Origin of the sequence: Pseudomonas sp. MWU13-3659 (assembly GCF_023757525.1) — a bacterium.
Classification (GTDB): domain Bacteria; phylum Pseudomonadota; class Gammaproteobacteria; order Pseudomonadales; family Pseudomonadaceae; genus Aquipseudomonas; species Aquipseudomonas entomophila_E.
In genome coordinates, this window is the sequence record NZ_JAMSHW010000005.1 from 182,695 (window position 1) to 197,361 (window position 14,667).

Sequence of the window (14,667 nt, forward strand, 5' to 3'; positions counted from 1 at the left end):
CCTGGGCGGCCCAATGAAGCCTAGCCCAGTCACGCAATGTCGCCAGAATGGCCAACACCCTGTCACACAGCTGCAATAATTCCGTTATCTAATGCGGGCCAAGACACCGTTCCTGGGAGAGGTAATTGAGCATGGTTGGCAGAAACATTCTGATCGTCGACGACGAAGCGCCTATCCGCGAGATGATCGCCGTTGCATTGGAAATGGCCGGCTATGACTGCCTCGAGGCCGAGAACTCGCAACAGGCTCACGCCATCATCGTCGACCGCAAGCCGGACCTGATCCTGCTCGACTGGATGCTCCCGGGCACCTCGGGCATCGAGCTGGCCCGCCGCCTCAAGCGCGACGAGCTGACCGGCGACATCCCGATCATCATGCTCACCGCCAAGGGCGAAGAGGACAACAAGATCCAGGGTCTGGAAGTCGGCGCCGACGACTACATCACCAAGCCGTTCTCCCCTCGCGAGCTGGTGGCCCGGCTCAAGGCCGTGCTGCGCCGCACCGGCCCTAGCGACAGCGAGGCGCCGATCGAAGTCGGCGGCCTGCTGCTCGACCCGATCAGCCACCGCGTGACCATCGACGGCCGGCCGGCCGAGATGGGCCCCACCGAATACCGCCTGCTGCAGTTCTTCATGACCCACCAGGAGCGCGCCTACACCCGCGGCCAGTTGCTCGACCAGGTCTGGGGCGGCAACGTCTACGTCGAGGAGCGCACCGTCGACGTGCACATCCGTCGCCTGCGCAAGGCGCTGGGTGAAGCCTACGAAAATCTGGTACAAACCGTCCGCGGCACCGGCTACCGCTTCTCCACCAAAAGCTAGCTGCAAGCTGTAAGCCCCAAGCTGCAAGTAAAAGCTCGTAGCGTCAGGCCCGCAAAAGGACTAGCAGCACCACCGATCCGCTTCTTCTTGCAACTTGAAGCTTGCAACTTGCAGCTGGACCCGAAGGATCCGTAATTGAACCCGAACTGGCACGCGACCCTGATTCGCCACATGCTCCTGTTGATCACCGCCTGCCTGATCGGCGGGCTGGTCAGCGGCTACTACGGCTGGAGCCTGGCCATCGGCCTGGCGTTCTACCTGGGCTGGACGCTCAAGCAGTTGCTGCGCCTGCACGACTGGCTGCGCAACCACCAACCCGACGAGGCGCCGCCAGACGGCTACGGCCTGTGGGGCGAAGTGTTCGACAGCATCTACCACCTGCAACGCCGCGACCAGCGCGTGCGCGGCCGCCTGCAGGCGGTGATCGACCGGGTCCAGGAGTCCACCGCGGCCCTGCGTGACGCGGTGATCATGCTCGACAGCGACGGCAACCTGGAATGGTGGAACCGCGCCGCCGAAACGCTGCTGGGCTTCAAGACCCCGCAGGACGGCGGCCAGCCGGTGACCAACCTGGTGCGCCACCCCCGGTTCAAGGAGTACTTCGAGTCGGAAAACTACGCCGAGCCGCTGGAAATACCCTCGCCGATCAACGACCGCCTGCGGGTGCAACTGCACCTGACCCGCTACGGCAACAACGAGCACCTGATGCTGGTGCGCGACGTCACCCGCATCCACCAGCTCGAGCAGATGCGCAAGGATTTCGTCGCCAACGTCTCCCACGAGCTGCGCACGCCGTTGACGGTGATTACCGGCTACCTGGAGACGTTACTGGACAACGTCGAGGACGTGAACCCGCGCTGGAGCCGTGCCCTGCAGCAGATGAGCGCGCAAGGCTCGCGCATGCAGACCCTGCTCAACGACCTGCTGCTGCTGGCCAAGCTCGAAGCCACCGACTATCCGTCGGACAACCAGCCGGTGCTGGTCGACACCCTGCTCAGCGCCATCAAGAACGACGCCCAGGCACTGTCCGGCCCGCGCAACCAGCGCATCACACTCGAAGCCGCGCCCGGTATTCGCCTGAAGGGCAGCGAGTCGGAGCTGCGCAGCGCGTTTTCCAACCTGGTGTTCAACGCGGTCAAGTACACCCAGGACGAAGGCAACATCCGTATCCGCTGGTGGGCCGACGAACAGGGCGCGCACCTGTCGGTGCAGGATTCGGGGGTGGGCATCGAGGCCAAGCACCTGCCGCGCCTGACCGAACGCTTCTACCGGGTCGACTCCAGCCGCGCCTCCAACACCGGCGGCACCGGGCTGGGCCTGGCGATCGTCAAGCACGTGCTGATGCGCCATCGCGGGCGCCTGGAGATCAGCAGCGTGCCGGGGCATGGCAGCACCTTTACCTGTCACTTTGCGCCGGCACAATTTGCGGTGAGCAAAGGTTGATATTGCCGGGCTGCTTTGCAGCCCATCGCCGGCAAGCCGGCGCCTACCCTGGGAGATGGCTTGCCGGCGATGGGCGCAAAGTGCCCCAACAAGACCACGGCCCTTTGCTTTTGCGGCTTCAGCCGCTACATTGGATCCCCTGTGCCAGCCATCGCTGGCACTTTTTTTCTCCCTTTCTCAAAGACGGACCCCGTAAAAACTCCATCATGGACCCTTCCCCTGGTATCAGCCTCACCTCGTTGTTCGCCGATTTCGGCATGATTCTCTTTGCCCTGTTCCTGGTGCTGCTCAACGGCTTCTTCGTGGCCGCCGAGTTCGCCATGGTCAAGCTGCGTTCCACCCGGGTCGAATCCATTGCCGAGCTGCACGGCTGGCGTGGCAGCATCCTGCGCAAAGTGCACAACCAGCTCGACGCCTATCTCTCGGCCTGCCAGTTGGGCATCACCCTGGCCTCCCTGGGCCTGGGCTGGGTCGGCGAGCCGGCCTTCGCCCACCTGCTCGAGCCGTTGCTGGCCGCCGTGGGCGTGAATACCCCCGAGCTGATCAAGGCGATCTCGTTCTTCGTCGCCTTCTTCGTGATCTCGTACCTGCACATCGTGGTCGGCGAACTGGCGCCCAAATCCTGGGCCATCCGCAAGCCTGAGCTGCTGTCGCTGTGGACCGCGGTGCCGCTGTACTTGTTCTACTGGGCGATGTACCCGGCCATCTACCTGCTCAACGCCAGCGCCAACACCATCCTGCGCATCGCCGGGCAAGGTGAGCCCGGCCCGCACCACGAACACCACTACAGCCGCGAGGAGCTCAAGCTGATCCTGCACTCCAGCCGAGGCCAGGACCCGAGTGACCAAGGCATGCGCGTGCTGGCCTCGGCCGTGGAAATGGGCGAGCTCGAGGTGGTCGACTGGGCCAACTCCCGCGAGGACATGGTCAGCATCGACGCCCATGCCCCGCTCAAGGAGATCCTGGCGCTGGTGCGCCGGCACAAGTTCAGCCGCTACCCGCTGTACGACGCCGAACGCGAGGAGTTCACCGGCCTGCTGCATATCAAGGACCTGCTGCTGGAGCTGGCCGAACTGGAGCACCTGCCCGAGACCGTCGACCTCGTCGACCTGGCCCGCCCGCTGGAGCGCGTGTCGCGGCACATGCCGCTGGCACAGCTGCTGGAGCAGTTCCGCAAGGGTGGCGCGCACTTCGTGTTGGTCGAGGAAGCCGACGGCAAGGTCATCGGCTACCTGACCATGGAAGACGTGCTGGAAGTGCTGGTGGGCGATATCCAGGACGAGCACCGCAAGACCGAGCGCGGCATCCTCGCCTACCAGCCGGGCAAGCTGCTGGTGCGCGGTGACACGCCGCTGTTCAAGGTCGAACGCCTGTTGGGTATCGACCTGGATCACATCGAGGCGGAAACCCTTGCCGGGCTGATCTACGAGACACTCAAGCGCGTGCCCGAGGAAGAGGAAGTGCTGGAGGTCGAAGGCCTGCGCATCATCATCAAGAAGATGAAAGGGCCGAAGATCGTGCTGGCCAAGGTGCTCAAGCTCGATTGAGCACCGGCTCGCCGGCACAGCCCGCTCCCGTAGGAGCCGGCTTGCCGGCGAACCTCACGGATTCCCCGCCGTGAAATTCGGCAACCCGCCGATCGGCCGGTCGAACTGAAACGGAATCGACTCCAACGCCAACCCCACGTTGCGCTGCACCACGAAATGCAGGTGCGGCCCGGTGCTGTTGCCGGTATTGCCCGACTTGGCCAGCGCCTGCCCCAGCACCACCCGCTGCCCCTCCGCCACCACCACCGAGCCACGCATCAGGTGCAGGTACACGCCCATGGTGCCGTCCGGGTGGAGAATGCGCACGAAGTTGCCCGACGGGTTGGTGCCCCGCCCGCTCTGGTTGTTCTCGACTTTCACCACCACGCCGCCGCGCGCCGCGATGATCGGCGTGCCCTCGGGCATGGCAATGTCCATGGCATAGCGGCCCTTGGGCCCAAAATGGCTGAAGCGACCGTTGGGCCCCTGGGTCAGGCGAAACGGCCCGCCTTTCCACGGGAATGGGTAGCGATAGCCCTCGGAACGCTGGATCGGGTCGCCCATGGCGTAGTTGAACGTGCTCGAATACTTCAACGGCCCACCCGGGGCGGCCAGCACTACGCTGAGCACCTTGCTCGAGCGTGGCCCGATCACGCGCCGCACGACGCGCGGCGCGTTGCCGCCAAAAGCGTTGGCCAGCTTGTCCACGCGCAGTTCCACTTCCAGCGGCACGTACAGCTCGTTGCGTGCGATGAAGCGCACACCACCGGGGAAAGGTTCGGCCTGCAGGCGCACCTGGCGGTCCAAACGCTCGACCATCGGCTCACGGAAGATGAACGGCTTGGCACCCGGGCTTGGGCGGTCGGAATAGGAGACCACGCCGAAGTTGTCGGTGGTCTTGTAGATGGTCATGGCCAAGCTCGGCGCTGAGGCCCAGAGCAAGGCACAGAACAGCAGCAAGCGGGCGGGCATGATGATGGCTTTGTGACAGTTATGGTCTGTCGAAGACTAGCAGCCCAGATAGAGACAAGCTGTTACAGCTGGTCGGAAGTTTTTAGAGCCCTCTGTAGGAGCGGCTTCAGCCGCGATGCAGACAACGCGGTGCCTGGCACCCGCTTCGCGAGTGATCGCGGCTAAAGCCGCTCCTACAGGGTGTGCCGCTACATCACGGCGATCAGGCGCCCGGCGTGAAGTACTTCTGCGTGGTCCCGCGGGCAATCAGGCGCGACAGGTAGTCGAGCTTCTGCGCATCCTGGTCGACGAACTTGAAGGTCAGCTGCAACCAGTCGCTCTCAGGCTTGGGCTCCAGCGCGGCGATAGCGTGCAGGTAGCCGTTCAAGCGCGCCACCTCGGCGCTCTCGCCCTGTTCCAGGTCCAGCACCGCGCCTTCGAGCACCTGCGGCAGGTTGGCGCTGCGGCGCACCACCAGCAGGGCTTCCTTCAAGCTCAGGGCCTTGATCACGCACGGCTGGGTGCCGCTGGACAGGCGCAACTGGCCCTGGCCACGACCCGCCTGGGCTGCCGCGGCAGCAGTCTTCGGCGTGGGCGCGTTGATCAGCGGCTTGGCCGCTGCTGCCACGGGCGCGGCGGCAGGCGCAGCCACCTTGGCCGCCTCCGGGCGACCGCCGGTCAGGGCGCTGAGCGAGTCGTTGGCGAACGCCGAGTTGACCCGCGCCGGCGCGCTGGACATCAAGGCGTCGAGCTTGCCGATCTTGGTCAGCGACTTCTTCACCTTGGTCAGCAACTGCTCGTTGGTGAACGGTTTGCCGACAAAATCGGAAACACCGGCCTGGATGGCCTGGATCACGTTCTCCTTGTCACCACGGCTGGTCACCATGATGAACTGCATGGTCTTCATCTCTTCCTGCTGGCGGCACCAGGTCAGCAGTTCGAGGCCCGACATCTCGGGCATCTCCCAGTCGCACAGGACCAGGTCGAAACGTTCCTTGCTAAGCATCGCCATGGCCTTGCGACCATTGACCGCGTCCTCGATTACCACGCCGGGGAAGGCGTTACGCAGGCACTTCCTCACCAGGTCGCGGATGAACGGGGCATCGTCCACGACCAGCACATTCACTTTACTCATCGATATTCCTCTTGAATCCCGGCTAGCATACCGCCGACTGATGGCCATTTGCCAAACCACTGGTCACGCCGGGACTTCTCACACGGTTCGCGGGTGCCTGCTGGTGCTCGACCGCAAACGAAAACGCCCGGCGATTGCCGGGCGTTCATGCTCGGGAGCAATTCTATTTATCGTCCGGTTCGGCCGGAACATTAGCGATTTCGCCCTCATCGAAAGCCTCGCCTTGCACTTCGGCTTTCATGCGCTTGAGGCCCATGTGGCGCACGTCGGTACCACGCACCAGGTAGATCACCAACTCCGAGATGTTGCGCGCGTGGTCGCCGATGCGCTCCAGCGAACGCAGGGCCCAGATCACGCTCAATACGCGGGAGATCGAACGTGGATCTTCCATCATGTAAGTGACCAGTTCGCGCAGCGCGGTCTTGTACTCGCGGTCGATGGTCTTGTCGTACTGGGCCACCGACAACGCCAGGTCGGCGTCGAAGCGGGCGAAGGCGTCCAGCGCGTCGCGGACCATGTTGCGCACCTGGTCGCCGATGTGGCGCACCTCGACGTAGCCGCGCGGCGACTCGCCCTCCTCGCACAGCTGGATGGCGCGGCGGGCGATCTTGGTGGACTCGTCGCCGATGCGCTCCAGGTCGATCACCGACTTGGAGATGCTGATGATCAGGCGCAGGTCGGAGGCCGCCGGCTGGCGACGAGCGAGGATGCGCACGCACTCCTCGTCGATGTTGCGCTCCATCTGGTTGATCTGTTCATCGACCTCGCGCACCTGCTGGGCCAGGCCCGAGTCGGCCTCGATCAGCGCGGTGACGGCGTCGTTCACCTGCTTCTCGACCAGCCCGCCCATGGCCAGCAGGTGGCTGCGCACCTCCTCGAGCTCGGCGTTGAACTGCTGGGAGATGTGGTGGGTAAGGCTTTCTTTGTTGATCATCGTTCGCTCCGCGAAGTTGCAAGCTTCAAGCCGCAAGCTTCAAGTAGTTCGTATCGTTCCCTGGCTCCGCGCTAACCGCTCTTTCTTGAAGCTTGTAGCTTGAAGCTTGCAGCTGCGCCAAAGGCGCCGTTAACCGTAGCGCCCGGTGATATAGTCTTCGGTCTGCTTCTTCGCCGGGTTGGTGAACAGGGTGTCGGTGTCACCGAATTCGACCAGTTTGCCCATGTACATGAAGGCGGTGTAGTCCGAAACGCGGGCCGCCTGCTGCATGTTGTGGGTCACGATGACGATGGTGTACTTGGATTTCAATTCGTAGATCAGTTCCTCGACCTTCAGCGTCGAGATCGGGTCCAGCGCCGAGCACGGTTCGTCGAGCAGCAGCACTTCCGGCTCCACGGCGATGGTACGGGCGATCACCAGACGCTGCTGCTGGCCACCGGACAGGCCCAGCGCCGAGTCGTGCAGGCGGTCCTTGACCTCGTCCCAAAGGGCCGCGCCCTTCAGCGCCCACTCCACCGCTTCGTCGAGCACGCGCTTCTTGTTGATGCCCTGGATACGCAGGCCGTAGACCACGTTCTCGTAGATGGTCTTGGGGAACGGGTTGGGCTTCTGGAACACCATGCCCACGCGGCGGCGTAGCTCGGCCACGTCCTCGCCCTTGCGGTAGATGTTGTTGCCGTACAGGTTGATGGCGCCTTCGACACGGCAGCCATCGACCAGGTCGTTCATGCGGTTGAAGGTGCGTAGCAGGGTGGACTTGCCGCAGCCGGACGGGCCGATGAAGGCGGTCACGCGCTGCTTGGGGATGTTCATGCTGACGTCGAACAGCGCTTGCTTGTCGCCGTAGAACAGGGACAGCCCGGGGACTTCGATGGCCACGGTCTCTTCGGCCAGGCGCAGGCTCTGCTTGTCGCGGCCCAGGGCCGACATGTCGATGCCGTGGGTATGAGCTTCGTGTTGCATGTTCTTACTCCTTTTGTAGCTGCAAGCTATCAGCTGCAAGCTGCAAGTTTGAGCAAAGCGGCGAGCAGCTTGGCGCTTGCCGCTTGTGGCTTAAGGCTTGGAAATCAGTGGTCGAGGGCCTTGTACTTCTCGCGCAGGTGGTTACGGATCCACACCGCCGAGAGGTTGAGGGTAGCGATCACCAGCACCAGCAACAGCGCGGTGGCGTACACCAGCGGCCGCGCGGCCTCGACGTTGGGGCTCTGGAAGCCGACGTCGTAGATGTGGAAGCCCAGGTGCATGATCTTCTGGTCCAGGTGCAGGTACGGGTAGTTGCCGTCCACCGGCAGCGACGGCGCCAGCTTCACCACACCCACCAGCATCAGCGGGGCCACTTCGCCGGCGGCACGGGCCACGGCGAGGATCATGCCGGTCATCATGGCCGGGCTGGCCATCGGCAGGACAATTTTCCACAGGGTCTCGGCCTTGGTCGCGCCCAGGGCCAGCGAACCTTCGCGCACCGTGCGCGGAATGCGCGCCAGGCCTTCCTCGGTGGCCACGATCACCACCGGCACCGCCAGCAGCGCCAGGGTCAGCGAGGCCCACAGCAGGCCGGGGGTGCCGAGGGTCGGCGCCGGCAGCGACTCGGGGAAGAACAGCCGGTCGATCGAACCGCCCAGCACGTAGACGAAGAAGCCCAGGCCGAACACGCCGTAGACGATCGCCGGTACGCCGGCCAGGTTGTTCACCGCGATGCGGATCAACCGGGTCACCGGGCCCTGCTTGGCGTATTCGCGCAGGTAGACCGCCGCCAGCACGCCGAACGGGGTGACGATCACGGCCATGATCAAGGTCATCATCACGGTGCCGAAGATGGCCGGGAAGATACCGCCTTCGGTGTTGGCCTCACGCGGGTCGTCGCTGAGGAATTCCCACACCTTGGCGAAGTAGGCGCCCATCTTGGTCATGCCGGACATGGCGTTCGGCTGGATGGCGTGGACCACCTTGCTCAGGTTGATCTCCACTTCGCGGCCGTTGCCGTCGCGGGCCACCAGGCTGTCGCGGGCGAAGGCCTGGTGCAGGCCGGTCAGGCGCTCCTCGATGGCCTTGTAGCGGTTGTTAAGCTCGGCGCGCTCGGCATCCATGTCGGCCTGGGCGGCGGCGTCCAGCTTGCCGTCCAGCTCCAGCTTGCGACCGTGCAGGCGCAGGCGCTCCAGGCCATGGTTGATGGCACCGATGTCCTTCTTCTCCAGCTTCACCAGCTGGTCGTTGAACTCGCTGGCACGCTTGAGGCGGGCCTGCAGCTCGTTCCAGGCTTCCGGGCCCTGGGCAACCACGCGGCCTTCTTCCTTGACGCTGACCAGGTAGCCATAGAAGTTGCCCCACTCGCGACGCTCCAGGGCGATCAGGTCGACCGGCTTGCGCTGGTCGACCAGCCACTCGCCGACCACCCAGGTGAAGTCGCTGCCGTTGAGGTCGCGGTTACCGACCTTGATCAGCTCACGGGTCATGAACTCCGGGCCCTGGTCGGGCACCGGCAGGCCGGCGCCCTTGAGGCGTTCGCGCGGTACTTCTTCCTTCTGCACCACTTCACCGATGACCACGTGGTCGGCCTGGCCCGGCACCTTGTAGGTGGCCTGGACCAGGTCGGCCGGCCAGAAGTGGCCCAGGCCGCGCACAGCGATCACGGCCAGCAGGCCGACGGTCATGATGACCGCCATGGCGACCGCGCCACCACTGATCCAGACGCCGGGGGCGCCGCTCTTGAACCAGCCTTTGAGGGAATCCTTTTTCACGGATCTCTACCTTTCTATCAAAGCGACGAGTATTTCTTGCGCAGGCGCTGGCGAATCAGCTCGGCCAAGGTGTTCATCACGAAGGTGAACAGCAGCAGCACGAGGGCGGCGAGGAACAGCACACGATAGTGGCTGCCGCCGACTTCCGATTCGGGCATTTCCACGGCCACGTTGGCGGCCAGGGTGCGCATGCCCTCGAACAGGTTCAGCTCCATCACCGGGGTGTTGCCGGTGGCCATCAGCACGATCATGGTTTCGCCCACCGCACGGCCCATGCCGATCATCAGCGCCGAGAAGATACCCGGGCTGGCGGTGAGGATGACCACGCGGGTCAGGGTCTGCCACGGTGTGGCGCCCAGGGCCAGCGAGCCCAGGGTGAGGCTGCGCGGCACGCTGAACACGGCGTCTTCAGCGATGGAGTAGATGTTCGGGATGACCGCGAAGCCCATGGCGATACCGACCACCAGGGCATTGCGCTGGTCGTAGGTGATACCGAGGTCGTTGGTGATCCACAGGCGCATGTCGCCGGCGAAGAACCAGCTCTCCAGGAACGGGCTCATGTACAGGGCGAACCAACCGATCACCAGGATCACCGGGATCAGGATCGCCGCTTCCCAGCCATCCGGGATGCGCAGGCGGATCGACTCCGGCAGGCGGCTCCAGCTGAAGCCCGCGAGCAGGATGCCGACCGGCATGATCACGAACAGGCTGAACACGCCCGGCAGGTGGCCTTCGAGATACGGCGCGAGGAACAGGCCGGCGAAGAAGCCGAGGATCACTGTTGGCATCGCTTCCATCAGCTCGATCACCGGCTTGACCTTGCGGCGCATGCCCGGGGCCATGAAGTAGGCGGTGTAGATGGCGGCGGCGATGGCCAACGGGGCGGCCAGGATCATTGCGTAGAACGCGGCCTTGAGCGTACCGAAGGTCAGTGGCGACAGGCTCAGCTTGGGTTCGAAGTCGGTGTTCGAGGCGGTCGACTGCCAGACATATTTAGGCTCGTCGTAGTTCTCGTACCAGACCTTGCCCCACAGCGCGCTGAAGGAGATCTCCGGGTGCGGGTTGCGCAGGCTCAGGGGCAGCAGCTTGCCGCCTTGCTCGATGACGATGCGGTTGGCACGCGGCGACAGGGCCAGGATGCCCGCGCCTTCGGCGACCGGCTCGACCAGCAGGGTGCGGTGCGCGGTGCTGTGGAACACGCCCAGCTTGCCTTCGCTGTCCAGGGCGACGAAGCCCTTGCGGCGCTCTTCGGCGTCGATCTGCACCACCGGGGCCTTGCCCAGCTGGAAGCTGCGGATCAGCTTGAAGCGCTGTTCGCCATCCGGGTCGCGGGCCATGAACCACTGGCTCAGGCCGCCCTTGGAGTCACCGAAGATCAGCGAGATGCCACCGACCAGTTGGGCGGTCGCGGTGATCTCGGCGTTGCCGTCCTCCAGCAGCTTGTAACGGCCGTTGAGGCTCTTGTCGCGCAGGCTGAACACGTCGGCGGTGGCGCGGCCGTTGACCACGTACAGCCACTGCTGGCGCGGGTCGATGAAGATGTTCTTCACCACCTCGGTCATCTGCGGCAGCTCGATGCGGTTCTGCTCGATGGTGACCTCGTCGGTCATCATGTTTTCGGTGCGCGACAGTTCGATCACCTGCAGGTGCGCGCCGGTGGAGCCGGCCAGCAGCAGGGTGTCGCCGTTGACGTTGACGCTCACGTGCTCAAGCGCGCGGCCTTCGCTGTCCAGGGTGAACAAGTCCTGGCCGTAGGGGTAGTCGATACCCGGCTCGATGGTCTTCTTGTTGTCCGGGTAGGTGATCTTGTAGGTGTGGTGGAACACCAGCGCCTGGCCGTTGGACAGGCCCAGCACCACCAGCGGGCTACCAGGCTGGTCGGTGCTGATCGAGCTGACCTGGGTACCGGCGGGCAGCGGCAGGTCGACGCGCTTCAGTTCGCCACCGGTCTTGGTGTCGAAGAACAGGGCCTGGCCCTTGTCGGAAACGCGCATGCCCACGAGGTTCTGTTCCTCGAGGGCGATCATCAGGGGTTTGCCGGCATCCTGTTGCAACCAGGTCGGCTCCAGGGCCTTCTTGCTGGAAAGCGTGGCGCCCTGGAACAGCGGCAGCACCACATAGGCCAGGTAGAAGAAGATCAGCGTGATCGCTGCCAGCACGGCGAGGCCGCCCACCAGGACGTACCAGCGGGTCAGGCGGTCCTTCAGGGCGCGCATGCGGCGCTTGCGTTGCAACTCGGGCGTATTGAAGTCAATGCGCACGGGAGGAGAATTTTGGGTCATTGTGGAGTTGGCCAGATCATTCATGCGCACACCCTAGCGGTCCCGTATGACAAAAACATGACAGTGCAGTGACGCAAAAAAGCCCGCCGCTCAGGAGCCCTGGCTTCGGACTAAGGAATTCGTGGAAGAGGCCGGCATGATAGTCACCGGCCCCGTCCTCAGTTACTTACTTCTTTGCAACGTTACCCGCGTGGGACAGGCCCAGGTCGGCCAGGGTCTTGTCGACCACTTTGGCTGGCAGCGGGATGTAGCCGTCCTTCACGACAACTTGCTGGCCGGCCTGGGACAGGACCAGCTTGACGAACTCGGCTTCCAGCGGGGCCAGAGGCTTGTTCGGGGCCTTGTTGACGTAGACGTACAGGAAGCGCGACAGCGGGTACGAGCCGTTCAGGGCGTTGGCTTCGTTGTCTTCGATGAACTCGCCACCGTCTTTCTTGGCCAGGGCCACGGTCTTGACGCTGGCGGTCTTGTAGCCGATGCCCGAGTAGCCGATGCCGTTCAGCGAGGAACTGATCGACTGCACGACCGAAGCCGAGCCAGGCTGTTCGTTGACGTTAGGCTTGAAGTCGCCTTTGCACAGGGCTTCTTCCTTGAAGTAGCCGTAGGTGCCCGATACCGAGTTGCGGCCGAACAGCTGGATTGGCTTGTTGGCCAGGTCGCCGGTCACGCCGACGTCGCCCCAGGTCTTGATTTCGCTCTTGCCACCGCACAGGCGGGTGGAGGAGAAGATGGCGTCGACCTGAGCCATGGTCAGGCCCTTGATCGGGTTGTCCTTGTGCACGAACACAGCCAGGGCGTCGACGGCAACCGGAATGGCGGTTGGCTTGTAGCCGTACTTCTGCTCGAAGGCCTGCAGCTCGACGTCCTTCATCTTGCGGCTCATCGGGCCCAGGTTGGCGGTGCCTTCGGTCAGCGCAGGTGGCGCGGTGGAGGAGCCGGCGGCCTGGATCTGGATGTTTACGTTCGGATATTCCTTCTTGTAGGCCTCGGCCCACAGGGTCATCAGGTTCGCGAGGGTGTCGGAACCAACGCTGGAGAGGTTGCCCGATACACCGGTGGTCTTGGTGTAGGTCGGGATTGCTGGGTCGACGGCGGCGACCGCATTGGCGGTGGCAACGCCAGCGGCGGCAAAGGTCAGGGCCGCCATCAAACGCTTCAGTTTCATGCCTTGCTCCTAGCAGGAATATCGTGGGGTTTGTGATGGAACGGGCCCAAGTATCTGCAGGCCGCATGAACACTCTATGACTCGAATGTGACAATTGGATGAAAGGCCATCACCGGATATCCGGGACGGCCTTTCAAGATGTTTCTGGAGAGGTGCGGGGCACGCCCCTGTAGGAGCGGCCTTGCGCCGCGAAAGGGCTGCAAAGCAGCCCCGGCGGTCTTGCATGAGGCCGAGATCCTGGGGCCGCTGCGCGCCCCTTTCGCGGCACAAGGCCGCTCCTACAGGTCCGCGTTATTTGCTCGGATCAGCGCTTGTTGACCAGCAGATAGGTACCGACCAGCAGACCAACGGCACACAGGCAAGCCACATAGTAAGCAGGCGCCATGGGGCTGAACTTCAGCAGCGCGGTCACCACCATCGGCGTCAACCCACCGAAGATCGCGTAGGCCAGGTTGTAGGAGAACGACAACCCGCTGAAACGCACCACCGGCGGGAACGCCTTGACCATCACGTAGGGCACGGCACCGACGATGCCCACGCACAAGCCGGTCAGCGCATACAACGGGAACAGCAGGTCCGGGCGAGTCGGCAGGCTGTGATAGAAGGCCCAGGAAGACGCCAGCAGCGCCAGGCTACCCACGATGAACACCCGCCCGGCACCGAAGCGGTCGGCCAGGCTGCCAGCACCGACGCAGCCCAGGCTGAGCAGCACGATGGCCAGGCTGTTGGCCTTGAGCGAGTCGGTGGGGCTGACGTGATAGAGGCTCTGCAACAATGCCGGAGTCATCAGGATGATCACCACGATGCCAGCCGACAGCAGCCAGGTGAGCAGCATCGACAGGATGATCGCGCCACGGTGGTCGCGCAGCACCGCGCGCAGCGGCAGCTCTTCGGCCAGGGCCTTGCGCGCCTGCATCTCGGCGAACACCGGGGTTTCATGCAGCCAGCGGCGCAGGTAGACCGCGAAGAAGCCGAACACCCCACCGAGCAGGAACGGGATACGCCAGGCAAAGTCCGCCACTTCGTACGGGGTATAGATCGTGTTGATCAGCGTCGCCACCAGCGAGCCGAGCAGGATGCCCGAGGTCAGGCCCGCGGTCAGGGTGCCGCAGGCATAGCCGGTGTTGCGCGCCGGCACGTGCTCGGAGACGAACACCCAGGCCCCCGGCACCTCGCCGCCGATGGCCGCGCCCTGGATCACCCGCATCAACAGCAGCAGGATCGGCGCCCACAGGCCGATCTGCTCATAGGTGGGCAGCAGGCCCATCACCAGGGTCGGCACCGCCATCAGGAAGATGCTCAGGGTGAACATCTTCTTGCGCCCGAGCAGGTCGCCGAAGTGGGCCATGACGATGCCACCCAGGGGCCGCGCCAGGTAGCCGGCGGCAAAGATGCCGAAGGTCTGCATCAGGCGCAGCCATTCGGGCATGTCGGCAGGAAAGAACAGCTTGCCGACCACGGTGGCGAAGAACACGAAGATGATGAAGTCGTAGAACTCCAGCGCACCGCCCAGGGCGGACAACGAGAGGGTCTTGTAGTCACTGCGGGACAACGGCCGGGACGGCTGCTCGATACTGCTCTGCACGGAGGTCATCGCTGTTGTTTCTCTTATAGGTCTGCGGACCGCTTGGCATGCGGCTTCTGGGTAGGTCAGGCAGCGAAGATAGCAAAT

Annotated in this window: 11 protein-coding genes; 3 read left to right on the forward strand and 8 right to left on the reverse strand. The window is 64.1% G+C overall.

Features of this window, described 5'->3' with window-relative positions; genetic code table 11:
• Nucleotides 1–131: 131 nt before the first annotated feature.
• The 3 genes from phoB (at nucleotide 132) to NGM28_RS09255 (ending at nucleotide 3,811) form a co-directional block, all read left to right on the forward strand.
• A complete protein-coding gene (gene phoB, locus NGM28_RS09245; RefSeq protein WP_011536427.1) occupies nucleotides 132–821 on the forward strand; it encodes a phosphate regulon transcriptional regulator PhoB in 690 nt (229 codons plus the stop codon).
• A gap of 171 nt (nucleotides 822–992) precedes the next feature.
• Nucleotides 993–2,264, forward strand: coding sequence for a phosphate regulon sensor histidine kinase PhoR (phoR, locus tag NGM28_RS09250; RefSeq protein WP_252089926.1), 1,272 nt, complete (start codon nucleotides 993–995; stop codon nucleotides 2,262–2,264).
• A gap of 206 nt (nucleotides 2,265–2,470) precedes the next feature.
• Complete coding sequence (locus tag NGM28_RS09255) at nucleotides 2,471–3,811, forward strand: hemolysin family protein (RefSeq protein WP_252089862.1); 1,341 nt, start codon at nucleotides 2,471–2,473, stop codon at nucleotides 3,809–3,811.
• Between the two features lie 54 nt (nucleotides 3,812–3,865).
• On the opposite strand, the gene NGM28_RS09260 is transcribed toward NGM28_RS09255, so the two are convergent.
• The 8 genes from NGM28_RS09260 to NGM28_RS09295 form a co-directional block, all read right to left on the reverse strand.
• Nucleotides 3,866–4,762, reverse strand: coding sequence for a peptidoglycan DD-metalloendopeptidase family protein (locus NGM28_RS09260; RefSeq protein WP_252089863.1), 897 nt, complete (start codon nucleotides 4,760–4,762; stop codon nucleotides 3,866–3,868).
• A gap of 202 nt (nucleotides 4,763–4,964) precedes the next feature.
• Entirely contained in the window at nucleotides 4,965–5,876 is a 912-nt protein-coding gene (locus NGM28_RS09265; RefSeq protein WP_252089865.1) for a response regulator, read from the reverse strand.
• A 163-nt stretch (nucleotides 5,877–6,039) separates the two neighbouring features.
• On the reverse strand, nucleotides 6,040–6,810 hold the full coding sequence (gene phoU, locus NGM28_RS09270; RefSeq protein ID WP_023630537.1) for a phosphate signaling complex protein PhoU: 771 nt from the start codon (nucleotides 6,808–6,810) through the stop codon (nucleotides 6,040–6,042).
• Between the two features lie 129 nt (nucleotides 6,811–6,939).
• On the reverse strand, nucleotides 6,940–7,773 hold the full coding sequence (pstB, locus tag NGM28_RS09275) for a phosphate ABC transporter ATP-binding protein PstB (protein ID WP_134689168.1): 834 nt from the start codon (nucleotides 7,771–7,773) through the stop codon (nucleotides 6,940–6,942).
• Between the two features lie 104 nt (nucleotides 7,774–7,877).
• Complete coding sequence (gene pstA, locus NGM28_RS09280) at nucleotides 7,878–9,548, reverse strand: phosphate ABC transporter permease PstA (RefSeq protein ID WP_252089868.1); 1,671 nt, start codon at nucleotides 9,546–9,548, stop codon at nucleotides 7,878–7,880.
• A gap of 17 nt (nucleotides 9,549–9,565) precedes the next feature.
• Nucleotides 9,566–11,854: an ABC transporter permease subunit gene (locus NGM28_RS09285; protein WP_240064222.1), complete on the reverse strand. Its 2,289-nt coding sequence runs from the start codon at nucleotides 11,852–11,854 to the stop codon at nucleotides 9,566–9,568.
• 142 nt (nucleotides 11,855–11,996) lie between these two features.
• Nucleotides 11,997–12,995 (reverse strand): phosphate ABC transporter substrate-binding protein PstS, encoded by a 999-nt coding sequence (locus NGM28_RS09290; protein WP_240064221.1) that lies wholly within the window; start codon nucleotides 12,993–12,995, stop codon nucleotides 11,997–11,999.
• Nucleotides 12,996–13,299: 304 nt separating this feature from the next.
• On the reverse strand, nucleotides 13,300–14,589 hold the full coding sequence (locus NGM28_RS09295; protein WP_240064220.1) for an MFS transporter: 1,290 nt from the start codon (nucleotides 14,587–14,589) through the stop codon (nucleotides 13,300–13,302).
• Nucleotides 14,590–14,667 lie beyond the last annotated feature (78 nt).